Below are 25,609 nucleotides of genomic sequence, written 5' to 3'. Positions count from 1 at the left end.
AGAGTTATGTTGCGAATTCAAGATGTGAAACTCGCTGTTGTCGGCCTGGGCTATGTCGGCCTGCCCCTGGCGGTGGAGTTCGGCAAGAAGCGTTCGGTCATCGGATTCGATATCAATACGCGCCGCATCGACGCGCTCAAGGCGGGTCATGATCACACACTGGAAGTCAGCGACGAAGAACTGAAGGAAGCTACCCAGCTGAGCTACACGGCCGACCGCGCCGTGCTGGGGCAGGCCAACGTTTACATCGTGACTGTTCCGACGCCTATCGACGAATACAAGCAACCGGACTTGACCCCGCTGGTAAAGGCCAGCGAAACCATCGGCGCGGTCCTCAAGCGCGGCGACATCGTCATCTATGAGTCCACGGTCTACCCGGGCGCCACGGAAGAAGACTGCGTGCCGGTGCTGGAGCGCGTGTCGGGCCTGAAGTTCAACGTGGACTTCTATGCCGGCTACAGCCCAGAGCGCATCAATCCGGGCGACAAGGCGCATCGCGTCAGCACCATTAAAAAAGTCACCTCTGGCTCCACGCCCGAAGTCGCCGAACTGGTTGACCAGCTGTATCAGCAGATCATTGTCGCCGGCACGCACAAGGCGTCCAGCATCCGCGTGGCCGAGGCTGCCAAGGTGATCGAGAACACGCAGCGCGACGTGAACATCGCGCTGATCAATGAGCTCGCCCTGATCTTCAACAAGATGGGCATCGATACCGAGGCTGTGCTGCAGGCGGCGGGCACCAAGTGGAACTTCCTGCCGTTCCGTCCGGGCTTGGTGGGCGGCCACTGCATTGGCGTGGATCCGTACTACCTGACTCACAAGGCGCAATCCATCGGCTATCACCCGGAGATCATCCTGGCTGGCCGCCGCCTGAACGACTCCATGGGCGGATATGTGGTGTCGCAGCTGGTCAAGGCCATGACCAAGCGCCGCATCCACGTGCAGGGCGCCCGCGTGCTGGTCATGGGCCTGGCATTCAAGGAAAACTGCCCGGACCTGCGCAATACGCGCATTGTCGACATCGTGAAGGAACTGGGCGATTACAACGTGGCGGTTGACGTATACGATCCATGGGTCGATCCGGAAGAGGCCGTACACGAATATGGCATCACGCCGGTGGCCAACCTCGAAGAGGGCAAGTACGACGCTGTCATCCTCGGCGTGGCGCATCATCAATTCACCGAAATGGGCGCGACCGGCATCCGCAAGCTGGGCAAGCCGGAGCATATCCTCTATGACCTGAAGTACGTGCTGTCGCCCGATGAATCGGATCTGCGTCTGTAAGGAGCGAGCATGACTTCCCGCTTTGAGACTGCCAAGAAGGAACTCTCGTCTGCGCCGCGCAAGTGGCTGGTGACCGGCTGCGCCGGCTTTATCGGTTCGAACTTGCTGGAAACCCTGCTAAGGCTGGGCCAGACCGTGACCGGCCTGGACAACTTCGCCACGGGTTTCCAGCACAACCTGGACGAAGTGCGTGATTCTGTCACGCCCGAGCAGTGGGCGCGGTTCACTTTCATCGAGGGCGATATCCGCGACCTGGAAGCCTGCCGTCGCGCGGTGCAGGGGGTGGAGTTCGTGCTGCACCAGGCCGCGCTGGGCTCGGTGCCGCGTTCGCTGAAGGATCCGATCACGACCAACGAGGTGAACATCGGCGGTTTCCTGAACATGCTGGTGGCGGCGCGCGACGAGGAAGTCAAATCCTTTGTCTACGCAGCCTCCAGCTCGACCTACGGCGACCATCCGGCGCTGCCCAAGGTCGAGGAAAACATCGGCAAGCCCCTTTCGCCCTACGCGGTCACCAAGTACGTCAACGAGCTCTACGCGGACGTGTTCGCGCGCTCGTATGGTTTCGAAACGGTGGGCCTGCGCTATTTCAACGTGTTCGGCAAGCGTCAGAACCCCAATGGCGCTTACGCAGCCGTGATCCCCAAGTGGACGGCTGCGATGATCCAGAACGAGGACGTCACCATCAACGGCGACGGTGAGACCAGCCGCGATTTCTGCTTCGTGGAAAACGCGGTGCAGGCCAATATCCTTGCGGCCATGGCCGCGCCGGAGGGTCGCAATCAGGTCTACAACGTTGCGGTCAGCGGCCGCAGCACCTTGAACCAGCTCTTCGGTTTTTTGGTACAGACGCTGGGCACTCAGGGCGTGGCCTACGGCAAGAAGCCGGTCTACGCCGATTTCCGCGCGGGCGATGTGCGCCACTCGCAGGCCGACGTCAGCAAGGCCGGCCGGCTGTTGGGCTACGAGCCGACGCACACCGTGCTGCAAGGCCTGGAAGTGGCCATGCCCTGGTACACGCAATTCCTGCGTTGATTTGAAAGCACTCGTCAGAAAACTCGGCAGCATCCACCCGGACCACCAGCGCATCTTCAAGGGTGCCTTCCGGGTGGCGGTGTTCCTGCTGCTGGGCAAGGCCGCCGGCGCCATCAAGGAGATGGCGGTGGCGTACCGCTACGGCGTCAGCGACGCCGTGGACGCCTACCAGTTCACGATGACTATGGCCACCTGGCTGCCGGTCACCATCGTGGGCGTGTTGTCGGTGGTCCTGATTCCGGTGCTGGTGCGGTTGCGCCGCGCCGACGCCGCTGAAAGAAACCTGTTCATCGGCGAACTGCAGGGCTGGGTCGCCGCCGCGGGCATTGCATTGGCGCTGTTGACCTGGTTCGCCTGGCCGCAAGTGGTGGGTGTGCTGGGGCAGGGCTTGTCGGCCCGCGTGGGCGACATGACTGGCCAATTGCTTGCCGCCTTCGCCCCGGTGTCGGCGCTGCTGCTCATCGCCGGCATCAGCGCCGCGCGCCTGCGGGCGCAGGAAAGGCACGTCAATACCTTGCTGGACAGCGTACCCGCCGTGGCGACGCTGGCCTGGGTGATGCTGGCCGCCAGCGCCGACGGCGTCGGGCCGCTGTTGTGGGGCACGCTGGTGGGTTACGCCATCCAGACCGTCTGGCTGGCCTGGCTGGCGGCGCGCGCCGACGGCGGTTTCTGGGGCGCGCCCCGGTTCTCGCTGCAATCGCCGCACTGGCCCGAACTGCTGGGCGCCGCGGGCGTGATGCTGATCGGTCAAGTCGCCATGAGCTTCGTCGGTCCGTTGGACCAGTACGCTGCCGCCAACCTGGGCGCGAACGCCAACGCCACGCTGGGCTACGCCAGCCGGCTGCTGTCGCTGGTGCTGGGGATCGGCGCCGTGTCGGTCGGGCGCGCGGCCTTGCCCGTGTTGGCTGATGTGCAAGCGCGCGGCGATACCGCTCGCGCGCGCGGCATGGCCCTGAAATGGTCGGTGCTGATGGTGGCCGCGGGCGCTGTCGCCGTCGCCGTGGGGTGGGTGCTGGCGCCTTGGGGCGTGGCGGTGCTGTTCCAGCGCGGCGCCTTCACCGCCGAGAATACCCAGGCTGTGGCCCACGTGTTTCGCTGGGGGCTGCTGCAACTGCCGTTCTACTTCGGCGTGCTGATCCTGGTGCAATTGCTGGCCAGCCAGAACCGCTACCGCGTGATGGCTGCCATCGCCGTCGCCAATTTCGCCCTGAAGGCGGTGTTGAATACCGTGCTGGCGCCCAAGATGGGCGCAGCCGGCATCATGCTGGCGACCAGCCTCATGTATCTGTTGTCCTTTGCGTGCTATCTGGTGGTGGCGATGCGCAAGGCTGAACCCAAAGAGGCCGATTGAATGCCCGAGACCGATCCCGGCCCGGCGCCGCGCGTCCTGCTATTCATCCATTCCCTGCATGGCGGCGGCGCGGAGCGCGTGGCCGCCGACCTGAGCGCGCATTGGGCGGGCATGGGCCGCGAGGTAATGGTGGTGACGCAGGCAAGCGCCGAGGGTGACGTCTACGCGCTGCACCCCAAGGTGCGCCGCGAGGTGCTGCATACGGCGGGCGAGGGCGGCGGCCTGCGCGGCATCTGGAGCAATGTGCAGCGGGTGCGCGCCTTGCGCCGTGTGGTCAAGTCGTTCCGTCCGGACATCGTGCTGGGCATGATGACGACCGCCTCGGTGCTGTCGGTCCTGGCCTGCGCGGGCCTGTCCTGCCAGGTGGTCGCGACCGAGCATACGCATCCGCCCTCGCAGACTTTGTCGGGCTTCTGGCAGCGCTTGCGCCGGTTGACGTATCCGCGCGCGGCCAGCGTGGTCGCATTGACCCGCGGCACTGCCGACTGGTTGGCGCAGCACGTGCCGGGCAGCAAGTTGGCCGTCATCCCCAACCCCGTGCACTTCCCATTGCCGCGCGCCGAGCCTGTCCTGCGGCCCGTGTCGGGCGACGGCCGCAAACGGCTGCTGGCGGTGGGCCGCCTGCACGCCGACAAGGGTTTCGACCTGCTGATCCAGGCCTACGCGCAACTGGCGGCATCGCATCCCGGCTGGGATCTGGTTATCCTGGGCGAGGGCGGCGAAAGACGCGCCCTCGAGGCGCAGGTGAGCGAGGCCGGTCTGGAGTCGCGCGTCTTCATGCCGGGGCGTGCGGGCAACGTCGGCGACTGGTATGACAGCGCCGACCTGTACGTGCTGACTTCACGCTTCGAGGGGCTGTCCAATACCTTGCTCGAATCCATGGCGAGCGGGCTGGCCGCCGTATCGTTCGATTGCGACACGGGACCGCGCGAGATCATTCGTGAAGGCGTGGATGGCGTACTGGTGCGCCCCAATGGTGACGTGGGCGCGCTGTGCCAGGCGCTGGACGCCGTCATGCGCAATGACGCGGACCGTCTGCGCATGGCGCAGGCGGCGACCGAGGTGCGCGACCGTTTTTCGGCCGCGCGCGTGCTGCAGAAATGGCAAGAACTTTTTGACGGCGTGCGCGAAGCCGGCCGATGAGGCCGCGCGCCGCGCCGTTGCTACAGTGATAACGAGAACTTCATCATGTGCGGAATAGTCGGGATTTGGGGCCCTGTCGGGAACAAGGCGCAGGTGTTGGCGGAAAGCTGCCGTCGCATCCGCCACCGCGGGCCGGACAGCAACGGATTCTGGGAAGACACCGAGGCCGAACTGGCGCTGGCGCACGTGCGCCTGGCGATCCTTGACCTGACCGAGGCAGGCCATCAACCCATGACGTCGGCCTGCGGCCGCTATGTCATGGTGTTCAACGGCGAGATCTACAACCACCTGGACATCCGCAAGCAGCTCGAGCAATCGGCGCTGGCGCCGTCCTGGCGCGGCCATTCGGACACGGAAACGCTGCTGGCGGGTTTCACCGCCCTGGGCATCGAGGCCACCCTGCAGGCCGCGGTGGGCATGTTCGCCATCGCGCTGTGGGACCGCGCCTCGCGCAAGCTGATGCTGGCGCGCGACCGCATGGGCGAAAAGCCGCTGTACTACGGCTATTCGGGCGCGGAACTGGTGTTCGCTTCAGAACTCAAGGGCTTGATGCCGATTCCGGGTTTCGGCCGCGAGTTGAACCGCAACGCCCTGGCGTCGTTCATGCGGCACAACTACATTCCCGCGCCGCAATCGATTTATCAAGGCATCGCCAAGCTGCCGCCGGGTACGTGGGTCGAATTCACGGCCGACGATACCCGCAGCCGCCGCATGCCCGAGCCGCGCGTGTACTGGTCGGCCCGCGAGGCCGCCGACACCTCGGCGCAATCGCTGCTGTCGTTCGAATCCGACGCGCAGGCCACCGATGCGCTGGAGGGCGTGCTGTCCAAGGCGGTCGGCGGCCAGATGCTGTCGGATGTGAGCCTGGGCGCCTTCCTGTCGGGCGGCATCGACTCGTCCACCATCGTGGCGCTGATGCAGTCGCAGAGCTCGCAGCCCGTGCGCACTTTCGCCATCGGTTTTCACGAGAAAGGCTACGACGAGGCGCAGCACGCCAAGGCCGTGGCCACGCATCTGGGAACCGACCATACCGAGCTATACGTGACGGCGGAAGATGCGCTGGCCGTGGTGCCGTCGCTGGCCGATATGTACGATGAACCGTTCGCGGATTCGTCGCAGATCCCGACCTCGCTGGTGACGCGCATGGCGCGCCAGCACGTCACGGTGGCCTTGTCCGGCGACGGCGGCGACGAACTTTTCGGTGGCTATTCGCGCTACTTCCGCGTGAACAACTGGTGGCAGCAATGCGAGCGCGTTCCTGCCTTGCTGCGCAAGCCCGCCGGCGCGCTGCTCAGCGCATCCACGCATCTGCCGGGGCGCGGCGCCTGGCGCGGCAAGGTCGGCAAGCTGGGAGAGCTGCTGCGCGCCGACACGCGCGGCGAGTTCTACCGCCATTTCGTGTCGTATTGGGCCGATCCGTCCAGCGTGGTGAAGGGCGGCGTGGAGCCGGTGTCCGAGTTCGCCCGGGCGATGCAGGGCTCCACCTTCGAAGCCATGATGAAGCTGGACACGGTGACCTATCTGCCGGACGACATCCTGGTCAAGGTGGATCGCGCGGCCATGGCCGTCAGCCTGGAAACCCGCGTGCCGCTGATCGACCACCGCGTGTATGAATTCGCCTGGAGCCTGCCGCACCAATACAAGGTGCGCGGCAATACCGGCAAGTGGCTGCTGCGCCAGGTGCTGCACCGCCATGTGCCGCAGGCGCTGGTGGACCGTCCCAAGCGCGGCTTCGCCGTGCCCCTGGCCGCCTGGTTGCGCGGCCCGCTGCGCGAGTGGGCCGATGCCTTGCTGGATCCGGCGCGCCTGCGCCAGGAAGGCTGGTTCGAACCCGAGCCCATCCTGCGTAAGTGGCGCGAGCACACCTCTGGCCATCGGAACTGGGACAGCCATCTGTGGGGTGTGCTGATGATGCAGGCCTGGCTCGACCGCTATCGCGGCGCCAAGGAGCAGGGAGGAACGGTTGGGAGTCTTTGACGCATGAAAATCTTGATGCTGGTCAGTTCCATGCATGCGGGCGGCGCCGAAAGAGTCGCCGCCACGCTGGTCAACGCATGGGCCGAACGCGGGGATTCCGTCATCCTGACGCCGACCTACTCGTCCAAGGGAACCTGTTTCTATCCGCTGTCGGACAAGGTCGAACTGGCCTGGCTGGCGGATCTGGCGGGTACGCGCGTGTCGGGCGCCATGGCCGCGTTCAAGCGTCTGTTGGCGCTGCGCCGGCACATCCGTGAGTCCAAGCCGGACGTGGTGGTGTCCTTCCTGACCAACGTCAATGTGGCCGCCATCCTTGCCACCCGCGGGCTGGGCGTGCCGCTCATCGTTTGCGAGCGCACCAACCCGGTGGCCGAGACCACGACGGGAACGGTGTGGCGCAAGCTGCGCCGCGTTCTGTACCCCCGCGCCGACATGGTCACGGTGCAGGCGGAGGACACTGCCGGTCCGTTCGCCCGCCAGGTGCCTGGCATCAAGCGCCTGGCCGTCATTCCCAACCCCTTGCCGGCGCCCCTGCTGGACGCGCCGATGGTGCCGCAGCGTGAAGATGACGCGCCCCGCGAGCTGCTGGCCATGGGACGCCTGGTCACCGACAAGCAATTCGACCTGCTGATCGACGTGTTCGGGCAGCTGGCGCCTGATTTTCCTGACTGGAACCTGCGCATCTGGGGCGAAGGCCCCGAACGCGGCGCGCTGGAGCAGCAGGTCGCGCGCCTGGGTCTGCAGTCCCGCGTCAGCCTGCCCGGCCGGACCGAGGCGCCCTGGGATGAGCTCGCGCGCGGGCAGGCTTTCGTGCTGAGTTCCCTGGTGGAGGGCTTCCCCAATGTGTTGCTGGAAGCCATGTCGCTGGGGCTACCCTGCGTGGCATTCGATTGCCCTAGCGGCCCGCGCGAAATGACGCGCAACGGCGAGGATGCCTTGCTGGTACCCGCCGGCAATCGCGATGCCCTGCGCGAGGCCCTGCGCCGCCTGCTGGGGGACCTCTCCTTGCGCCAGCAGCTGGGCATGCGTGGCGCTTTCGCGGTGCGGCAGCGCTATGCGCTGACCAGCGTGCTGGGGGAGTGGGACGAATTGTTCGATGCCGTGCGGGAGGAGCGATGAACGCGCGGCGGCTGCGTGTCCTGCACATCATCACCGGCCTGGGGCAGGGAGGCGCGGAGTCCGTGCTGTTCCGCCTGGCCACCTATCCCGAGGCGGACGTGGAGCACGTCGTGGTGTCGCTCACCGATGAGGGTATCTATGGCGAACGCCTGCGCGCTGCAGGCATCGCCGTGCATGCGCTGGGTATGAAGCGCGGGCGCATCACCCTGGCCGGTTTCATGGCGTTGCGCTCGCTCATCGCCGCAACGCGTCCCGACGCGGTGCAGACCTGGATGTACCACGCCGACCTGATCGGCGGCCTGGCGGCGCGCCTGGCGGGCGTGCGCGCCATCGCCTGGGGTATCCGCAACTCTGGCGAGCATCTGGAACGCAGCAGCCGTTCGGCGCGCATGGTGCTGCGGGCATGCGCGCTGCTGTCGGGCCGCATACCGAAGGCTATTGTGTGCGCCGCGCAGAAGTCGGCGCAGCGCCATGCCGACAAGGGCTATGCGCGCGAGCGCATGGTGGTGATCGCCAATGGCTATGATCTGTCGCGCTATGCGCCCGACGGCGAGGCCCGGGTGCGCATGCGCGCGCAATGGGACTTGCCGCAGGACGTGCCGGCCATCGGCTGCGTGGCCCGCTGGGATCCGCTCAAGGACCATGCCAACCTGCTGCGCGCTGTCGCGGCATTAGTGCGCGACGGCCGCGATGCCGGACTGCGTTGCGTGCTGATAGGCCGCGGCATGGATCCGGCAAATGCCGAGCTGGCCGCCTTGATAGACAGGCTGGGCTTGCGCGACCGGCTGGTGCTGGCGGGGCCTAGCGACGACGTGCCTGCCGCGATGAATGGACTGGACCTGCACGTGCTGTCCAGCTGCGCCGAGGGCTTCCCCAACGTAGTGGCCGAGGCCATGGCTTGCGGCGTCTACTGCGTCGTGACGGATGTGGGCGACGCCGCCTACATTGTCGGCGATGCCGGCGTGGTGGTGCCGCCGGAGCAGTCCGAGGCGCTGGCCCGCGGCATCGAGACGGCCCTGCGCGAGGTGGCCTCGCGTGGCCGCGAACGCGCAGGCGAGGCGGGCCGCGCCCGTGTGCTGGAAAATTTCGACCTTGTGCGCATGGTGCATAGCTACATCGCGGTGTGGCGCCGCATTTCAGGAGCACAAGCATGAGCGCCGCGCGCCGCCTGCTGTTTGTCGTCAACAATCCGGCTTTCTTCATGTCGCACCGCGTGCCGGTGGCGCTGGCCGCGCAACAGGCGGGCTATGAGGTGCACGTCGCCACGATGGACGGCCCCGCAGTGGCTGAGATCGAGGCGCTGGGCATGACGCACCACGCGATTCCGATGACGCGTAGCGGCAAGCATCCCTTGCAGGAACTGGGCACGCTGCTGGCCTTGATCCGCTTGTTCCGGCGCCTGCGGCCTCGGATCGTGCATCTGGTCACGATCAAGCCCGTGCTCTACGGGGGCATCGCCGCGCGCTTGACGCGCGTGCCGGGCATGGTCGCGGCGATCTCCGGCCTGGGCTTCGTGTTCCTGTCCAATTCGCTGAAGATGAAGCTGGTGCGCGCGGTGGTGGCGCACCTGTACCGGCTGGCGCTGGGCCACCCCAACAGTCGCGTGATCTTCCAGAACGCCAGCGACCGCGATCTGCTCCAGTCGCTGGGCGCGGTGCGCGACGCCCAGGTCGTCATGATCCGCGGCGCGGGCGTGGATCTGAACGAATACAGTGCCCAGCCCGAACCGCCGGCGCCGCCGGTCGTGGTCACCATGGTGGCACGGCTGCTGCGCGACAAGGGCGTGCAGGAATTCGTGCAGGCGGCAAGGCTGCTGCGCGAGCGCGGCTTGCCCGTCACGATGCAGTTGGTCGGTGGCGTGGATGCCGGCAATCCTGCTTCGGCGACGCCGGACGACGTGGACGCCTGGCAGCGCGAAGGCTGCGTGCGCGCGCTGGGCGAGCGTTCCGACGTGGCCGCGCTGTACGCCGCTTCACATATCGCCGTGCTGCCTTCCTATCGGGAAGGTCTGCCCAAATCGCTGATCGAGGCCGCCGCTTGCGCGCGGGCGGTCGTGACCACCGACGTTCCCGGCTGCCGCGATGCGATCGAGGCCGGCGAGACCGGGCTGCTGGTGCCGGTGCGCGATGCGCAGGCGCTGGCGGACGCCATTGCCCGTCTGGCCGAGGATCCCGCCTTGCGCCAGTCCATGGGCGCTGCGGGCAGGACGCTGGCCGAGCGCGAGTTCAATATCGAGCGCGTGGCGCGCCTTCAAGTGGAAATTTACGACGCGCTTGGCGCCTGAGCGGAAGTGCCGGCGCTGGCCGGTCCTCAAGGACGGCGCGTGATCGCGTCGATCCAGTAGCGGGTAGAGGGATCTTGCTGGCTGGCTTGCTGCGAATTCAGCTCGTGCATGATGCCTTTGGCCAACGCCTTGCCGAACTCCACGCCCCATTGGTCGAAGGGATTGATGCCCCACACCACGCCCTGGGTGAACACTTTGTGCTCGTATAGCGCCAGCAGCGCGCCCAGCATGTAGGCCTCCAGGTGCGGCAGCACGATGAGCGAGGACGGCCGCCCGCCCGGGTGGACGCGATGCTGCGCCAGCAGTCGCGCGCGGTCCGGATCGCTTTCGATGGCGGAGGTTTCGGCCAGCGCTTCCTCGAAGGACTTGCCGCGCAGCAACGCGGAACGCTGCGCCAGGCAGTTGGCGATCAGCAGTTCATGATGCCGCGCGTAGGCGTGGTCGGGCTTTTCGCACAGGATGAAGTCGACGGGAGCGCCCCGGGTGTCCTGGTGCAGCCATTGGAAGAAGGTGTGCTGGCAGTCGGTGCCGGACATGCCCCAGACCGCCGGGCCGGTGGGCACGCCTGCCGGGCTGCCGTCAGCGGTGGCGACCTTGCCGAGCGATTCCATTTCCAGCTGTTGGGCCCAAGGCACGATGTGATAGAGCCGCGAATCGTAGGGTGCGATCACCAGGGAGTCGTAGCCCAGCACGCTGCGGTTCACGACGCCCGCCAGCGCCAGCTGGACGGGCGCATTTTCCTCGATGGGGGCGGTGCGGAAATGTTCGTCCATGGCGGCGGCGCCCGCCAGCAACTGGTCGAACGCGTCGGTGCCCAGCGCCAGCGCGACCGGCAGGCTGATCGCGGACCAGAGCGAATAGCGTCCGCCCACCCAGTCCCAGATCTGGAAGATGTGGTCGGGCAGGATGCCCAGATTCAGGGCCGCCTCGACGTTGGCGGTGACCGCCACGACCTGCTTGATCGGATCGGCCACGCCGGCGTCGCGCAGCCAGTTCATGGCGACTTCGGCGTTGGCCAGCGGCTCGGTCGTGGTGAATGACTTGGAGGCGACGATGACCAGGGTGTCGTGGGGATCCAGCCGGCTCATCGCGTCCGCAACCGAATGCGAATCCACGTTGGACGCGAAACGCACTTCGCGCCGCGCGCCGCCGTGGCGCAGGGCGCGCGTGACCAGCCGCGGACCCCAGTCGCTGCCGCCTATGCCCAGGTGCAGCACACTGCCATAGCGTCCGGCCGCGTCGGCCTGGCGCACGAATTCTCGCATGCGCTCGCGCTCGGCCAGCACGGCCTTGGCCACCCTGGCGGGCGGTTGCGGCGCGCGCAAGGCCGTGTGCCAGGCGGGGCGTTGCTCGGTCCAGTTGGCGTTGCCGCCGTCGAACAGGCAGGCCCGGGCCGCGTCGAAGCCTTGTTGCGCGAGCAGCGCGGCCTCGGCTTGTTGCAGGTCTGGAGAATACGCCTGCGCACTCAGATCCAGGCGCAGCCCGGGCGCACTGATAAGGCGCAATTGCTCGCCGCGGCATGGCGCGGCGCGCGTGGCCGTGATGAACTGTTGCCAGGCAGGGCTGTTCGATAAGGACATAGGCAATCTAGAAAGGCAGATCGGCTTGGGGCGCGAGCTTGCTCAGCTCGCGGCGGAAGTCGGCTTGTATGCGTTGCAGCGCCGCGGGCGTCTGGGCTTCGAAGCGCAGCACGACTACCGGAGTGGTATTCGAGGGGCGCGCCAGGCCGAAGCCGTCCGGATACTCCGCGCGCACGCCGTCGATCGTGATCACGCGGTCCGCGCCGGGGAACTGCCCCTGGTCCTGCAGGGCCTGGACCAGGGTGAAAGGCTGGCCTTCTTCCATTTCCAGCTTCAGTTCGGGCGTGGAAACGTCTTGCGGGAGAGCTTCCAGCACCGCGCAGGGGTCGGCGTCGCGTGACACGATCTCCAGCAGGCGGGCGCCCGTGTAGAGGCCGTCGTCGAAGCCGTACCAGCGCTCCTTGAAGAAGATGTGGCCGCTCATCTCGCCGGCCAGCGGAGCGCCGGTCTCGGCCAGCTTGGCCTTCACCAGCGAATGGCCGGTCTTCCACATCAGCGGCACGCCGCCGGCGGCCTCGACCGACAGGCCGACATGCCGGCTGCACTTCACGTCATAGATGATGGTCGCTCCCGGGTTGCGGTCCAGCACATCGCGGGCGAACAGCACCAGTTGACGGTCCGGCCAGACGATCTGGCCCGATTTGGTCACCACGCCCAGGCGGTCGCCGTCGCCGTCGAATGCCAGGCCCAGCTCGCAGTCGGTCTCGGCCACGCACTTGATCAGGTCCTGCAGATTCTTGGGCTCGGCAGGATCGGGATGATGGTTGGGGAAGGTGCCGTCCACTTCGCAGAACAGTTCGGTGACTTCGCAGCCCAGGGCGCGGAACAGCGCCGGGGCGACTGCGCCGGCCACGCCGTTGCCGCAATCGATGGCGATCTTCATGGGTCGCGCCAGCTGGACGCCCGATGCCACGCGCGCGATGTAAGCGGCCACCAGGTCCAGCTGGCGGCGCACGCCGGGCCGCGCCGCCGGGGCGCTGGCGGCGCCGTTCATGCTGGCGGCCAGGGCCTGCACGTCCTCGCCGTAGAGCGCGCGGCCGCCCATCATCATCTTGAAGCCGTTGTACTTGGGCGGGTTGTGGCTGCCGGTGATGGCGACACCCGAGCCGGTTTGCATGACGTTGGCGGCGAAGTAGACCAGGGGGGTGGGCACCATGCCGATGTCCAGGGTGTCCACGCCGCCTTCCAGCATGCCTTCCTGCAGCGCCACCGATAGCATTTCGCTGCTCAGGCGGCCATCGCGGCCGACGACCAGGGTCTGCACGCCTTGCTCGCGCGCGCGGGCGGCCAGCGCCGCGCCCAGGGCGCGGGCGAAGCGGGCGTCGATCAGGTCGGGCACGGTGCCGCGGATGTCATAGGCCTTGAAGACCGATCCCGGAAATTGCGTGTTGTTGCCCACGGCGGTTCCTTGATGAGGGGTTGCAGTTCGGGTTCTGGCGCGGATTCTGGCAAACCCGTGTATCAAAACGCGCCCGGCTAGGGAATAAAGCGGAATTATCCCCCATTGGCGCTCCCCCTTCATCCGGCAGACGGCGTAGGGCGTTTTCCGTCCTGGCGGCACGGCAGGGCGTATGCGCTGATCTGGTGCGCGCGCGGGCATGGGTGCCTTGTTCTGGTGCGGATCGAGCCCACGTTCCGGGGTCTGGCCCAGGGAGCGGGGCATGGCATAAAAGTTGCTCTTCGTCCGAAGGTGATACGCTTGCTATGCAAGCAGAAAGACCGGGAGGGGCCATGGGCGCCAAAGTTTCTACTGTCATGTCATCCAGGGGCGCCTCAAGCCGGCGGGGTCCGCCCACGGATCACGCCGGGCCGGCCGCGGGCCGCGAGCGCCGGCTCGACATCCACGTGTTCGTTTCCGAAGCGGGCGGCCTGGTCACGGGCCGGGCTTGGGAGCGTTGCGTCTGGCGCGACGCCCGCGTCCTGATCGCCGAATCCCCGGCGCCGCATCTTCCTGTTTCCGTGGAAAGCGCCTTGCGCACCGTCGCCGCCGACGTGGCGCGGGACCGTGGCTGGCAGGGCATGGGCACCGTCGCCTTCGCGCTGGACGACCGCAGCGGCGTGTTCCGCGTGATCGACGCGCAGGCGCAGGCTCATTCCGGCGCGGCCGTGCATGACTGCGAGCCCGTCGCCGCCCATGCGCTGGAAGTGCGTATCGACGGCTGCGTGGACCGCCGCCTGCCGTGCACGCGGCTGCTGGTATGCGGCGCGACCCGGGGCGAGGTCCTGCGCCGCGCCTATCGCGCCTTGTCGGAAATGCCCGGCCCCGCGGGCGTGGATCGGGCTTTTCTCATGAACCGCATCGCCTCCCGGGCCTATTGCTCAGGCCTGACTGGGGCGCGGCTGGACCAGGCGGTCGGCTGAACTGTTTTTCCGGCGGACAGCGCGAGTCCGCCGGGCCGCGCCCGGGGCATTTCAGCCCCTACAATAGTCCGCACATCCCTAGCCTGGGGCGACCAGGCCTTACGAGTGCGGCGCATATGACCTTGCTGAGCGATCTACAGTCCCTTCTGGGCGCTTCTCACGTGCTGACGGGCACGGACGCCGACACATATGTGCTGGATTGGCGGCGCCGCTATCGAGGTGCGGCGCTGGCGGTGATCCGTCCAGGCTCGACCGCGGAGGTGGCGGCAGCGGTGAAACTGTGCGCCGCACATGGCGTGCCGATAGTGCCGCAAGGCGGCAATACCGGCTTGTGCGGAGGGGCCACGCCCGACCTTTCCGGCAGCGCGGTGATCCTGTCCACCGCCCGCTTGACGGCCGTGCGCGCCCTGGATACCGACAACGACACGATCATCGTGGAGGCGGGCTGCGTCCTGCAGGCGGTGCAGGAGGCGGCGGCGGCCGCCGGCCGGCTGTTTCCGTTGAGCTTGGCCGCGGAAGGCAGCTGCACCATCGGGGGCAACCTCGCGACCAATGCCGGCGGCACGCAGGTGCTGCGCTATGGCAACACGCGCGAACTGACGCTGGGCCTGGAGGTCGTGACCGCCGAAGGCGAGATCTGGAACGGCCTGCGCGGCCTGCGCAAGGACAATACCGGCTACGACCTGCGCGACCTGTACATAGGCAGCGAAGGTACGCTGGGCATCATCACCGCCGCAACGCTGAAACTGTTTCCAAGGCCGGTGGCTTCGTGCACGGCACTCCTGACGCTGGACGGCATCGACCAGGCAGTCGAATTGCTGTCGCGCGCCCGCGCGGGCTTCGGCGCCGCGCTGACCGGTTTTGAGCTGATGAGCGGCGCTTGCCTGCAGGCGGTCGTGCGCCTGTTCCCGCAGCAGCGCCTGCCCTTCGAGGGAAATTCCGCCGCCTCGCCGTGGTTCGCCCTGCTGGAGTTGTCCGATAGCGAAAGCGAGGCGCATGCGCGCGAACGCTTCGAGACCGTGCTGGGCGAGGCCATCGAGAGCGGGCTGGTGAACGATGCCGCCATCGCCGCGAACGTGGCGCAAAGCAAGGCGCTGTGGCATCTGCGCGAGAGCATTCCGCTGGCCGAGGCGGAGTTGGGCAAGTCGGTCAAGCATGATGTGTCGATTCCGATCTCCGCCATCGCCGCTTTCGTGCACAAGACCAACGCCTTGCTGCAGGCGCGCTTTCCGGGCGTGCGCCACGTGATCTTCGGCCACCTGGGCGACGGCAACCTGCATTACAACGTGGCCCACGCGCCGGGGCAGACCGAGGCCGAGCTGCTGGCGCTGCAAGGCGATATCTACGGCGTGGTGCACGACAGCGTGCACGCGCACAACGGTTCGATCAGCGCGGAACATGGCGTCGGTCAGCTCAAGCTCGACGAGCTGCCGCGCTACAAGAGCGCCGTCGAACTGGATCTGATGCGCAGGATCAAGCGCGCGCTGGACCCGCAAGGGCTGATGAATCCGGGCAAGGTGCTGCGGGCCTGACCGCGCACGACAGAGGATCGCAACCATGGCAACCAGTCCCGCGGCGGGCGCGAATTACAGGGTGTTGATCGTCGAGGATGACCCCGTCATCTCCGGCAATCTATACACCTTCCTGGAGGCGCGCGGCTTCCTGCCCGATGCCGCCTATTCAGGTCCGGCCGCGCTGGAGCGGCTGAAAGAGCAGCGTTTCGACGCCCTGGTTCTGGACATCGGCCTGCCGGGCATGGACGGCAACGCGGTGCTGCACACGCTGCGCAACGATATGCGCGTGGACGTGCCGGTGTTGATGCTGACGGCGCGCGACAGCCTGGAAGACAAGTTGGCCGGGTTCTCGCATGGGGCGGACGATTACCTGACCAAACCCTTCGCGCTGCTGGAGGTGGAAGCGCGCCTGATCGCGCTGATCCAGCGCGCCAAGGGCGCGACGGTGGACGCGGTGCGGGCGTTCGGCCCCTTGTCCTACGACACCCGTAACCGCGCCGTCTCGGTCAACGGCAACCCCGTGCACCTGACGCGCAAGGCCAGCCTCATCATCGAAGCGCTGTTGCGCGATCCCGGCAGGGTGGTGTCGCGCGAGGAGCTGGAATCCACGCTCTGGGGCAACGAGCCGCCTTCGTCGGACGCCTTGCGCAGCCAGGTCCACCTGTTGCGCCGCGCCTTGGCCGATGCCGGTTTCGACGGCATCGAGACCATACACGGAACCGGCTGGCGCCTGACGCTGGAAGCCGGGGCGGCGAGATGAGCGGCGTTTCTTCGGCCTCTGCCGGGGGTACCCTGACTCAGCGCGTGGTGTGGGCGCTGACCGGAACGGTGGCGCTGTTCGTGACGGCGCTGGCTCTGCTGGCCTACCTGACCTTCGATCAGATGGAAGACGATCTGGTCAACGACATTCTCAATACCGAAATGGACCGGCTGGTGCAGCATGCGCGCGTCAGCGACGGTTTCCTGCCGCGCGACGGCGTGCGCGAGCTGGGCGGTTCCATGCGGGCCTGGGTCAGCGTGGAGGGCAAGCGCCCCGCCGGCATGCCCCAGGAAATCGAATCCCTGGATAGCGGCCTGCACCTGGTCGAGCCGGGCGCTTACACCTGGCACGTGATGGTGGCCGAAACGGCGCGTGCCAAGGTGTACCTGCTGTACGACGCCACCGAGAACGAGGGGCGGGTGCATGACTTCGGCTTGATTGTTCTGGGGGTGGGCGCCATTTGCGTGGTGGGCGCCTATGCGCTGTCGCGGCGCGTGGCCGCCATCGCGGTCGGCCCGCTGCTGGACCTGACCGACCGGTTGGCGACCTGGGCGCCGGGGTCGCCCGACATGGCGGTGACGCGTGACGACGAGGCGGGCCGGCTGATAGAGGCCTTCAACCGGGTGCAGAACCAGGTGGACAGGTCGATTGCCCGGGAGCGCGAGTTCGCGGGCAATCTCAGCCACGAGGTGCGCACGCCCTTGGCCGCGATCCGTTCGGACAGCGAATTGATGCTGCTGACGCAAGCGCTGACTCCGGACCAGCGCCAGCGCCTGACCCGCGTGGTGGACAACGTGGACGATGTGATCGTTTCACTGGAGAGCGCGCGGGCCATGGCGCGCGATGAACTGCGCCCGGCGGAGCCGGTCGACCTCGCGGAATGCATGGACAATGCCTGGCGCGGCTATGAAGCCCAGGCGGGCTTGGCCAAGCTGGGGTTCGAGAACCGCATCTCCGCCGGCCAGGTTCGCTCCCTGGACCGCTACGCCTTGCTGACCGTATTGCGCAATCTGGTCCGCAACGCGGTCGAGCACGCCGCGCCAGCGACGCTGACCGCCAGCATTGCGGCCGACGGCGCGCTGGAATTGCGCGACGACGGCAAGGGTATCGCCGCCGAGGACCTGCCGTTCCTGTTCCGCCGCTATTACAGCGGCCGCATGCGGGATTCCGGGGCGGGCAGCCCCGACGAGACGGCGCGCGGCCTGGGCTTGGCGATCGCCAAGCGCGTCTGCGATATGCAAGGCTGGTCGCTGACCGTCGATTCCTCCCGGCAGGGCGAGCAGCGCGGCACCCGCTTCACGCTGCGTTTCGAGATCGGCGAGGACCAGGCGACGGAGGCGGCCAGCGGGGCGCAAGGTCAAATTTGACGAAAGTTCGACTGTCCGGGACCTAAGCTGCTCGTTTGCCTGACGGACCGCCTGCCGCCCACCATGCCGCCCTTATCGCCGCCCGCGCTGCGCCAGCCGACGCCGGCCTCGTATCTGTTCAGCCATATCGCCGCGGTCACGCTGGCACTGGCCTGTCTGGCGTGGTGGGCCAACGCTTCCGGGCTGGATCTGCGTATCGCCCGGGCGCTGTTCGACCCGGCGCTGGACGATTTTCCACTGCGGCTGAATCGTTGGCTGGAACTGGTCGGCCACCGCATGGTGCTGGCCTTGCCCATCGGGATAGGATTGGCCGCCGTGGGCGTGGCGGCGGCAAGCTATCGGATTCCGGCCTGGCGGGCGTGGCGCGGGCCGGCGTTGGCGCTGGCGGCAACCTGCCTGGCCGGGCAAGTGCTGGTGAACCAGTTGAAGCATTACACGACGCTGCCTCGTCCGTATGACCTGGACTTCCTGGGCGGCTATACCCCCTATCCGTCGCACTGGTGGACATGGGCGCGAACCGGGGCGGGCGGCGCCTTGCCCAGCGGCCATGCCGGCGCGGGCTTTTCGATGCTGACCCTGTATTTCTTCGGCTGGGCGCTGGGACGCCCAACCTGGCGCTGGTGGGGCCTGGCCGTAGGCATCGCGGCCGGCGTAGGCTTTTCCGTGGTGCGCATTCTGCAGGGCGCCCATTTCCTCAGCCAGACACTCTGGTCTGCGGCGCTGATGTGGTTCCTGGCGACCCTGTTTTTCTATCCCCTCATTGTGGCCCGGCCGGTCGCCAGCCGCTCGGACCGCTAGCCGCAGGGCGCCCCAAAGTACAATGGGCGCCGATGCTCGGCCCCGGGCCGTGCTCAACTGCTTTCGGACAACTCCCAATGAACGTTCCCGCCGATACTCCCGTCACGCCGCGGCGTCGTCCCCGGAACCTGGCCCAGGGGCTGGTCGAGAGCATCACGGAACGCATCCGTGGCGGGAACATCCGGCCCGGCGACAAATTGCCGACGGAGTCCGAGATCATGCGCCAGTTCGGCGTCAGCCGGACGGTGGTGCGCGAGGCGTTGTCCCGGCTGCAGGCCTCTGGCCTGGTCGAGACGCATCATGGCGTGGGCACTTATGCGCTGGAGCCCAGCGGCGGCGGCGATTTCCGCGTGGATCCCGCCGATATCGCCACGGTGCGCGACGTGCTGGTGCTGCTGGAGCTGCGCATCTGCCTGGAAAGCGAGGCGGCCGGCCTGGCCGCAGCCCGGCGCAGCCCGGCGCAACTGCTCGAGATGAGGCGCGCGCTGGATGCCTTCAAGAGCGCGCTGGACGGCGGTGGAGACACTGTCACGCCGGATTTCCAGTTCCATCTGCTGATCGCGCAAGCCACGGACAACCGCTATTTCGCGGATCTCATGTCGCATCTGGGTTCGGCCATCATCCCGCGCACCCGCATCAATTCGGCGAAGTTCGCGCACGAGGACCGCGCCGCTTATCTGGCGCGCGTGAATCTCGAACATGAGGATATCTACGGTGCGATCCAGCGCCAGGATGCGGAGGCTGCGCGTGCGGCCATGCGCACGCATCTGAGCAACAGTCGCGAGCGGCTGCGGCGCGCCCAGTAAGGGCGGCCGGTGGCTCGCGCCAAACCGCGTTAATCTTTGCGCGTTTTCAAATTTCTGACCACGAGGCGGCATGGCTCTGCTCGGCATACACGGCGGTATTTCCACATTTGAACGGGCGTTGCGGCGCCAGCGGAGGGCGCTCGCATGCGCCGTCTGACGCTACGGTTCGTTATCGCCGTCCTGGCGCTGCTGACGCTGTCGCGGCTGGGCCTGGCCTTCTGGATGTGGGACCGGGTCGAAGCGGCCGGCGGGCTGGGTCCGCTGCTGCTGGGCGGGCTGCGCATCGATGTCTGCCTGATGTCCATGGTGATGGCGCTGCCGGCGGTGTTTTCGCCCTGGTTCGGGCACCGGCCGCTGGCGGCCCGTATCACCGCCTGGTGGTTCCGCGTCTGGTGGATGCTGTATGTGTTGCTGGAAGTCTCCACGCCGCAGTTCATCGCGGAGTACGACACGCGGCCCAACCGGCTCTATTTCATCTATCTGCTCAACCCGAAGGAAGTCGGTTCGATGCTGTGGCAGGGCTACAAGGGCGTGCTGCTGGCGGCCTTGGTGGTGCTGCTGCTGGCCGCCTGGCTGTCGGTCCGGCTGTTCCCCACCCGCGTGCGCGATCCGTTCATGTCCTGGTGGAAGCGGCCGGTGGCTTCGTTCGTGATCCTGGCGCTGGTGTTCCTGGGTGCGCGCGGCACGCTGGAGCATCGTCCCATCAATCCGGCCAAGGTGGCCTACAGCTCCGATGCCATGGTGAATTCGCTGGCGCTGAATTCCTTGTACAGCGTGTTTGACGCCGCCTACCGGATGCGCGATGAGCGTTCCTCTGCCGCCATGTATCCCAAGATGGCAGTGGATGAGATGAATGCCATCGTGCGCGAGAAGGCCGGGCTGACGGGCGCGCCGCTGGATCCGCGCTATCCCAGCCTGCACGAGCAGAAGGCGACGGTGCGCCGGGACAAGCCGCTGAACCTGGTGATCATCTTGCAGGAGAGCCTGGGCGCGCAGTATGTAGGCAGTCTGGGCGGGCGCGATCTGACGCCGAATATCGACCGGCTGGGCAAGGAAGGCTGGATGTTCCACCGGGCCTATGCGACGGGCACGCGCTCGGTGCGGGGCATCGAGGCGGTCACGGCGGGATTCCTGCCGAGCGTGGCGGACGCGGTGGTGAAGCTGCCGCGCTCGCAGACGGGGTTCTTCACGCTGGCTCAGGTGCTGGGCAAGCACGGCTACCACTCGCGTTTCGTGTACGGGGGCGAGTCGCACTTCGACAATATGCGGGCGTTTTTCCTGGGCAACGGTTTCGATGAGATCGTGGATCGTCCGAAGTTCGTCAATCCGGTGTTCGAGGGGTCTTGGGGGGCGTCGGACGAGGATATGTTCAACCAGGTGGACCGGCTGCTGCGCGCGGATGGCGACAAGCCTGTGTTTACGTTGGCGTTCTCGGTATCCAACCATTCGCCGTGGGAGTATCCGGAAGGGCGCATCAAGCCGGTGGGAGATCCGGCGACGGTGGACAATACGGTGCGCTATGCGGACTGGGCGCTGGGGCAGTTTTTCGACAAGGCGCGCAAGGCGCCGTATTGGGACAACACGGTGTTCCTGGTGATCGCGGATCACGATTCGCGGGTCTATGGCTCCATTCCGGTGCCGGTGCGGCATTTCCAGATTCCTGCGCTGATTCTGGGGGCGGGGGTTGCGCCGCGGCAGGATGAGCGGTTGGTGAGCCAGATCGACATGGCGCCTACCATGCTGTCCTTGATCGGGCTGGACAATGTGAATCCGATGCTGGGCGCGGATCTGACGCAGCGGGATCCGAACCGGGCGATGATGCAGTACGCGGATAATTTCGGGTATCTGCAGGGGGATCAACTGCTGGTGCTGGAACCTTCGAAGCCGCCGCGGCAGTTTCGGTATGAGGCGGCGCCGGTGGGGCGCGATGAGGTTTATGCGCCGGTGGAGCCTTTGGATTCTCAGCTCTCGGAAGAGGCCTTGGCGCATGCGTTGTGGGCTAGTTGGGCTTATCGGGAAGAGCGGTATCGGTTGCCTTGAGGTGGCCTTTTTATGCGGGACGTTGCAGGTTCTTAGGGCGCTTGGGGCGTCGGGGGCCTGGGGCGCGCGGGGCAACGATTGCGGTCCGGAGCCTTCGCTCCGGACTGCCCCTGCGTCATCCTTGTCCGCCTTCGGCTCCCTACGGATTCCCTTGGGCTTATCGACGCCCCGGGCGCCCCAGGCCCCCGACGCCCCAAGCTCTGGTGGCTGAATGCCGCAGGCCGCTGGGGAGGGGATTTTTCTTAGGGTTCTTGCTGCCGGAGTGTTACGGTGGAAGATCTTGCGGTGCCCGCCCCAGACCGGCCGCGCGGGCGGCCGGTCTGGGGCTTACGCGGTGGCTTGTTTTGGGGGATGGCGCTGCGTGCTGGTGGTGGGCTTGATTCTGCGCAAGTCGGATTTTTGTTGAAGGTAGGAAACTGGCGCATGACTTTTCCTGAATCGTCTTCTGATGCTGCTCGCGCTGCTGCGGGCGCTCAATCAAACAAGCCTGATTCCCATGTGCCGCTGCGGCGCCGCGCACTGCCCTTGCCGCGCGGGCGGTTTGCGTGGATTACGGGTGTCGTCAGTACCGTTTGGCTGGCGGCCAGCACGCTGTTCTGGTGCCTGCTGTTGTTTCCGATCTCGTTGCTGAAGTTGTTGCTGCCGTTTCCCGCGGTCAGGCGGCGCATTGATCCTGTGCTCAACGGTATTGCCACGGCGTGGGTGTCCAGCAATGCCGGGTGGTTGGCGCGGATCCAGCAGGTGCCTTGGGATATCCAGGGCAATACGGGGCTGCGCTACGCGGACTGGTATTTGGTCAACTGCAATCATCAGTCCTGGGCGGATATCTTTGTGTTGCAGTATTCGCTGAACCGGCGCATTCCGCTGCTGAAATTCTTTCTGAAGCAACAGCTGATCTATGTGCCGGTGATCGGTCTGGCCTGGTGGGCGCTGGACTTTCCCTTCATGAAGCGCCATGGCAAGGCGGCGTTGCGCCGCAATCCGGATCTGGGCCGGCAGGATCAAGAGACCGCAAGGCGGGCCTGCGCGAAGTTTTCCTTGGTGCCGACCAGCGTGATGGTGTTTGCGGAAGGCACGCGGTTTACGCAAGCCAAGCGCGATGGGCAGGGTGCGCCGTACCGCCATTTGCTCAAGCCCAAGGCGGGCGGGCTGGCGGTGGCGTTGAATGCGATGGGCAAGCGTTTCCGCTCGATGATAGATGCCACCATTGCCTATCCGGATGGCGCGCCCAGCTTTTGGGATCTGGCTTGCGGCCGCGCGGGCCAGGTGCTGGTGCGCATGCGGCAGTTGCCGGTGCCGCCGGAGTTCTGCGACGCCGACTACACCGGAGACAAGGCGTTCCGCACCGCCTTTCACCACTGGCTGGGCCAGCAGTGGCAGGCGAAGGACGATGAGATCGAGGCGCTGACCGCGCGTGCGCGGTCGAACGCCAAGGCCGATTAGACGCGGGCCGGCAGCACCAGGCCCGAGCTTGCGCCGAAGCCGATGCGCGGATAGCCGGCCTTCACGCATTCGGCGCGCATGATGACCTGGTCGCCGTCCTGCAGGAAGGTGCGCTTTTCGCCCCAGGGCAGGTCGATCGGGTTTTTGCCGCCATTGCACAGCTCGAGCAGCGAACCGGCTTCCGAGGGCTGCGGGCCGGACAGGGTGCCGGTGCCCAGCATGTCGCCTGGTTGCAGGTTGCAGCCGTTGACCGTGTGGTGGGTGATCAGCTGCGCCACGTTCCAGTAGGCATCGCGGAAGTTGCTGCGCGACAGGAAGGCGGGCGGCTGCTTGTCGGCGCGCGATTTTTCGGTGGTCAGCAAGACTTCCATCTGCACGTCGAAGGCGCCTTTGGCGCGGTTCGCGTCGGAGGCGAGGTAGGGCATGGGTTGCGGCTCGGACGGGCCGCGGTTCCATTGCGTGCGGAACGGCTCCAGCGCTTCCATGGTGACGATCCAGGGCGAGATCGTGGAGGCGAAGTTCTTGGCCAGGAAGGGACCCAGGGGCTGGTATTCCCAGGCCTGGATGTCGCGCGCCGACCAGTCGTTCAGGATGCACAGGCCGAACACGTGCGATTCGGCGTCGGCCAGGTTGATGCGGTCGCCCTGGGCGTTGCCGGTGCCGACGAATATGCCCAGTTCCAGTTCGTAGTCCAGGCGGGCGCAGGGGCCGAATTGCGGCGCCTCGCCTTCATTGGCGGGGCGGGTCTGGCCGACGGGACGGGGGAACTTCTGGTCCACGCCGATGCTGGAGGCGCGGCCGTGGTAGCCGATGGGCACCCACTTGTAGTTCGGCAGCAGGGGATTGTCGGGTCGGAATTGTTTGCCCACGGCGGTGGCGTGGTGCACCGAGATGTAGAAGTCGGTGTAGTCGCCGATGCGGGCGGGCGTGGTGTATTCGGCGTCGGCCTGGGCGACCAGCAGGGGCTCGACGGCGCCGCGCAGGGCCGCGCCTTCGCGCAGCGCGCGCGACAGCGCCAGGCGCAGGGCGCTCCAGTGGGCCTGGCCCAGGGCCATCAAGGCGTTCAGGCTGTCCGTGGCGCAAGCGGCCAGGGCTTCGGCCGCCAGGCCTTCGAAGGGCTGCTTGGCGGCCAGCGCGGCCAGGTCCAGGATCTGGTCGCCGATGGCCACGCCGGGGCGGAATGATTCGGTTGTGCCCTTGCGGCGGAAGGAGGCGTAGGGCAGGTTCTGCACCGGGAAATCCGACTCGCCGGTGTTGGCGCTGGCGATCCAGCTCTTCAGGGACGGGTCGTGGGTTTCGTTGATGGTGGTGGTCATGGCTGCGTGTCTCTTTCAGTGTGGTTGTGCGGTGGCCGGGGCGCCAGGCGCCGGAAAATTCAAATGCCAAACGGCGATGAGCTTGCGCTCATCGCCGCGGGCGTGGATAGCAGGGGTTCTGCGCGTCACGCCTTGTTGGGGTCGAAATGCTTGGCGATGCCCTGCCAGCACCGGTAGTAGTCGCCTTGCAATTCTACCGAGGCTAGCGCCTGCTCCGTCGGGCGAATCACGCGTCGCGTCTCGAACATGAACGCCATCGTGTCACGGATGTAGTGGGCCTTGCTGGTGTCGGCGTGGGAGGCCTTTTCGAAGGTCTCGGCGTCGGGGCCGTGGCCGCTCATGCAGTTGTGCAGGCTGGCGCCGCCGGGTGCGAAACCGTCGGCCTTGGCGTCGTAGACGCCCTGGATCAGGCCCATGAATTCGCTGGCGATGTTGCGATGGAACCAGGGCGGACGGAAGGTGTTTTCCATGGCCAGGATGCGCGGCGGGAAGATCGCGAAGTCCATGTTGGCCGTTCCCGGGGTGTCCGACGGCGCGGTCAGCACGGTGAAGATCGAAGGGTCCGGGTGGTCGTAGCTGATGGAGCCGATGGTGTTGAAGTTGCGCAGGTCGTACTTGTACGGCGCGTGCGTGCCGTGCCAGGCCACCACGTTCAGCGGCGAATGGTCGATGGACGCGCGCCAGAAGCCGCCCGTGAACTTGGCGATCAGTTCGAAGTCGCCTTCGACGTCTTCATACCAGGCCACCGGCGTCTTGAAGTCGCGCGCGTTGGCCAGGCAGTTCGAGCCGATGGGACCGAGTTCGGGCAGGCGCATGGCGGCGCCGAAGTTTTCCAGCATGTAGCCGCGCGCGCTGCCGTCCAGCAGCTCTACGCGGAAGCGCACGCCGCGCGGGATGACGGCGATTTCCAGCGGTTCCAGATCGATCAGGCCCAGTTCCGTGGCCAGGCGAAGGCGGCCTTCCTGAGGCACCAGCAGCAGTTCGCCGTCGGCGTTGTAGAAGTAGCGCCCTTGCATCGAGCGGTTGGCGGCGTACAGGTGGATGCCCACGCCGCTCAGCTCGTCGGGGGCGCCATTGCCACCCCAGGTCTTCACGCCTTCCAGGAAGTCGGTGGGGGCGGCGGGAATGGGCAGCGGGCTCCAGCGCAGCTGGTTGGGCGTGACGGGGCCCTGGCCGAAGGTGCTTTGCCAGCCGGTGGCGCCGTCAAAGGCTTCGAACGGCTTGTGCTGCGCGCCGGGACGGATGCGGTAGAGCCAGGAGCGGCGGTTTTCGCTGCGAGGTGCGGTGAAGGCGGTGCCGGATAGCTGCTCGGCGTACAGGCCGTAGGGGCATTGCTGCGGCGAGTTGCGGCCCAGCGGCAGGGCCCCGGGCAGGGCCTCGGTGGCGCAACTGTTGCCGAAGCCGGTCTGGTATTGCAGTTCCATGGAATCC

General features: G+C 66.8%; 20 protein-coding genes. 16 read left to right on the top strand and 4 right to left on the bottom strand.

The window, feature by feature from the left end; genetic code table 11:
- Positions 1-6 precede the first annotated feature (6 nt).
- The 8 genes from tviB to AXYL_RS27770 are packed head-to-tail and all read left to right on the top strand — an operon-like array spanning position 7 to position 10,193.
- Complete coding sequence (gene tviB / locus AXYL_RS27805) at positions 7-1,284, top strand: Vi polysaccharide biosynthesis UDP-N-acetylglucosamine C-6 dehydrogenase TviB (RefSeq protein WP_013396214.1); 1,278 nt, start codon at positions 7-9, stop codon at positions 1,282-1,284.
- Positions 1,285-1,293: 9 nt separating this feature from the next.
- Entirely contained in the window at positions 1,294-2,319 is a 1,026-nt protein-coding gene (locus AXYL_RS27800) for an SDR family oxidoreductase (protein ID WP_013396213.1), read from the top strand.
- Between the two features lies 1 nt (position 2,320).
- Entirely contained in the window at positions 2,321-3,670 is a 1,350-nt protein-coding gene (gene murJ, locus AXYL_RS27795) for a murein biosynthesis integral membrane protein MurJ (protein WP_013396212.1), read from the top strand.
- Positions 3,671-4,813 carry a glycosyltransferase family 4 protein gene (locus AXYL_RS27790; RefSeq protein ID WP_013396211.1) on the top strand — a complete coding sequence of 381 codons (1,143 nt, stop codon included), beginning with the start codon at positions 3,671-3,673 and terminating at the stop codon, positions 4,811-4,813. It begins immediately after the preceding gene.
- 45 nt (positions 4,814-4,858) lie between these two features.
- Positions 4,859-6,790, top strand: a complete 1,932-nt coding sequence (gene asnB, locus AXYL_RS27785) for an asparagine synthase (glutamine-hydrolyzing) (RefSeq protein ID WP_013396210.1) — start codon at positions 4,859-4,861, stop codon at positions 6,788-6,790.
- Positions 6,791-6,793: 3 nt separating this feature from the next.
- Positions 6,794-7,909 carry a glycosyltransferase family 4 protein gene (locus tag AXYL_RS27780; RefSeq protein ID WP_013396209.1) on the top strand — a complete coding sequence of 372 codons (1,116 nt, stop codon included), beginning with the start codon at positions 6,794-6,796 and terminating at the stop codon, positions 7,907-7,909.
- A complete protein-coding gene (locus AXYL_RS27775; protein WP_013396208.1) occupies positions 7,906-9,063 on the top strand; it encodes a glycosyltransferase family 4 protein in 1,158 nt (385 codons plus the stop codon). The genes AXYL_RS27780 and AXYL_RS27775 overlap by 4 nt, the downstream gene beginning before the upstream one ends.
- A complete protein-coding gene (locus AXYL_RS27770; RefSeq protein WP_013396207.1) occupies positions 9,060-10,193 on the top strand; it encodes a glycosyltransferase family 4 protein in 1,134 nt (377 codons plus the stop codon). Before AXYL_RS27775 ends, AXYL_RS27770 begins: the two co-directional genes overlap by 4 nt.
- Before the next feature lie 26 nt (positions 10,194-10,219).
- Here the strand turns inward: AXYL_RS27770 and pgi are convergent, their stop codons facing one another.
- Both pgi and AXYL_RS27760 read right to left on the bottom strand, forming a co-directional pair.
- Positions 10,220-11,773, bottom strand: coding sequence for a glucose-6-phosphate isomerase (gene pgi / locus AXYL_RS27765; protein WP_013396206.1), 1,554 nt, complete (start codon positions 11,771-11,773; stop codon positions 10,220-10,222).
- A gap of 7 nt (positions 11,774-11,780) precedes the next feature.
- Entirely contained in the window at positions 11,781-13,172 is a 1,392-nt protein-coding gene (locus tag AXYL_RS27760; RefSeq protein WP_013396205.1) for a phosphomannomutase/phosphoglucomutase, read from the bottom strand.
- Positions 13,173-13,504: 332 nt separating this feature from the next.
- Between AXYL_RS27760 and AXYL_RS27755 the strand changes: the two genes are divergently transcribed.
- From AXYL_RS27755 to AXYL_RS27720, 8 genes are all read left to right on the top strand, one after another.
- Positions 13,505-14,134 carry a BPTD_3102 family carboxylase-like protein gene (locus AXYL_RS27755; protein ID WP_041654358.1) on the top strand — a complete coding sequence of 210 codons (630 nt, stop codon included), beginning with the start codon at positions 13,505-13,507 and terminating at the stop codon, positions 14,132-14,134.
- A 116-nt stretch (positions 14,135-14,250) separates the two neighbouring features.
- The gene (locus AXYL_RS27750) at positions 14,251-15,666 is read left to right on the top strand and encodes an FAD-binding oxidoreductase (protein ID WP_013396203.1); all 1,416 of its coding nucleotides are present in this window, start codon (positions 14,251-14,253) and stop codon (positions 15,664-15,666) included.
- Between the two features lie 25 nt (positions 15,667-15,691).
- Entirely contained in the window at positions 15,692-16,408 is a 717-nt protein-coding gene (locus AXYL_RS27745) for a response regulator transcription factor (protein ID WP_013396202.1), read from the top strand.
- Positions 16,405-17,775 carry a sensor histidine kinase gene (locus AXYL_RS27740; protein ID WP_013396201.1) on the top strand — a complete coding sequence of 457 codons (1,371 nt, stop codon included), beginning with the start codon at positions 16,405-16,407 and terminating at the stop codon, positions 17,773-17,775. The genes AXYL_RS27745 and AXYL_RS27740 overlap by 4 nt, the downstream gene beginning before the upstream one ends.
- Before the next feature lie 63 nt (positions 17,776-17,838).
- Positions 17,839-18,573 (top strand): phosphatase PAP2 family protein, encoded by a 735-nt coding sequence (locus AXYL_RS27735; RefSeq protein WP_013396200.1) that lies wholly within the window; start codon positions 17,839-17,841, stop codon positions 18,571-18,573.
- A gap of 77 nt (positions 18,574-18,650) precedes the next feature.
- Positions 18,651-19,379, top strand: coding sequence for a FadR/GntR family transcriptional regulator (locus AXYL_RS27730; RefSeq protein ID WP_013396199.1), 729 nt, complete (start codon positions 18,651-18,653; stop codon positions 19,377-19,379).
- Between the two features lie 144 nt (positions 19,380-19,523).
- Positions 19,524-21,419 carry an LTA synthase family protein gene (locus AXYL_RS27725; RefSeq protein WP_013396198.1) on the top strand — a complete coding sequence of 632 codons (1,896 nt, stop codon included), beginning with the start codon at positions 19,524-19,526 and terminating at the stop codon, positions 21,417-21,419.
- Between the two features lie 525 nt (positions 21,420-21,944).
- Entirely contained in the window at positions 21,945-22,862 is a 918-nt protein-coding gene (locus tag AXYL_RS27720) for an acyltransferase (RefSeq protein WP_041656426.1), read from the top strand.
- Here the strand turns inward: AXYL_RS27720 and fahA are convergent.
- The gene (gene fahA / locus AXYL_RS27715; protein ID WP_013396196.1) at positions 22,859-24,178 is read right to left on the bottom strand and encodes a fumarylacetoacetase; all 1,320 of its coding nucleotides are present in this window, start codon (positions 24,176-24,178) and stop codon (positions 22,859-22,861) included. The genes AXYL_RS27720 and fahA overlap by 4 nt on opposite strands.
- A gap of 125 nt (positions 24,179-24,303) precedes the next feature.
- A complete protein-coding gene (gene hmgA / locus AXYL_RS27710; RefSeq protein ID WP_013396195.1) occupies positions 24,304-25,602 on the bottom strand; it encodes a homogentisate 1,2-dioxygenase in 1,299 nt (432 codons plus the stop codon).
- Positions 25,603-25,609 lie beyond the last annotated feature (7 nt).

The organism is Achromobacter xylosoxidans A8, from assembly GCF_000165835.1.
In the GTDB taxonomy this organism is placed as follows: domain Bacteria; phylum Pseudomonadota; class Gammaproteobacteria; order Burkholderiales; family Burkholderiaceae_B; genus Achromobacter; species Achromobacter xylosoxidans_B.
The sequence above is the reverse complement of the archived record's forward strand: the minus strand, read 5'-3'. Positions and strand labels throughout refer to the sequence as shown.

Bases quoted from the DNA above. Each gene is read 5' to 3' on its own strand.
- tviB (WP_013396214.1), top strand. From the start codon at position 7: ATGTTGCGAATTCAAGATGTGAAACTCGCTGTTGTCGGCCTGGGCTAT.
- AXYL_RS27800 (WP_013396213.1), top strand. From the start codon at position 1,294: ATGACTTCCCGCTTTGAGACTGCCAAGAAGGAACTCTCGTCTGCGCCG.
- AXYL_RS27790 (WP_013396211.1), top strand. From the start codon at position 3,671: ATGCCCGAGACCGATCCCGGCCCGGCGCCGCGCGTCCTGCTATTCATC.
- asnB (WP_013396210.1), top strand. From the start codon at position 4,859: ATGTGCGGAATAGTCGGGATTTGGGGCCCTGTCGGGAACAAGGCGCAG.
- AXYL_RS27780 (WP_013396209.1), top strand. From the start codon at position 6,794: ATGAAAATCTTGATGCTGGTCAGTTCCATGCATGCGGGCGGCGCCGAA.
- AXYL_RS27775 (WP_013396208.1), top strand. From the start codon at position 7,906: ATGAACGCGCGGCGGCTGCGTGTCCTGCACATCATCACCGGCCTGGGG.
- AXYL_RS27770 (WP_013396207.1), top strand. From the start codon at position 9,060: ATGAGCGCCGCGCGCCGCCTGCTGTTTGTCGTCAACAATCCGGCTTTC.
- pgi (WP_013396206.1), bottom strand. From the start codon at position 11,773: ATGTCCTTATCGAACAGCCCTGCCTGGCAACAGTTCATCACGGCCACG.
- AXYL_RS27755 (WP_041654358.1), top strand. From the start codon at position 13,505: ATGGGCGCCAAAGTTTCTACTGTCATGTCATCCAGGGGCGCCTCAAGC.
- AXYL_RS27750 (WP_013396203.1), top strand. From the start codon at position 14,251: ATGACCTTGCTGAGCGATCTACAGTCCCTTCTGGGCGCTTCTCACGTG.
- AXYL_RS27745 (WP_013396202.1), top strand. From the start codon at position 15,692: ATGGCAACCAGTCCCGCGGCGGGCGCGAATTACAGGGTGTTGATCGTC.
- AXYL_RS27740 (WP_013396201.1), top strand. From the start codon at position 16,405: ATGAGCGGCGTTTCTTCGGCCTCTGCCGGGGGTACCCTGACTCAGCGC.
- AXYL_RS27735 (WP_013396200.1), top strand. From the start codon at position 17,839: ATGCCGCCCTTATCGCCGCCCGCGCTGCGCCAGCCGACGCCGGCCTCG.
- AXYL_RS27730 (WP_013396199.1), top strand. From the start codon at position 18,651: ATGAACGTTCCCGCCGATACTCCCGTCACGCCGCGGCGTCGTCCCCGG.
- AXYL_RS27725 (WP_013396198.1), top strand. From the start codon at position 19,524: ATGCGCCGTCTGACGCTACGGTTCGTTATCGCCGTCCTGGCGCTGCTG.
- fahA (WP_013396196.1), bottom strand. From the start codon at position 24,178: ATGACCACCACCATCAACGAAACCCACGACCCGTCCCTGAAGAGCTGG.
- hmgA (WP_013396195.1), bottom strand. From the start codon at position 25,602: ATGGAACTGCAATACCAGACCGGCTTCGGCAACAGTTGCGCCACCGAG.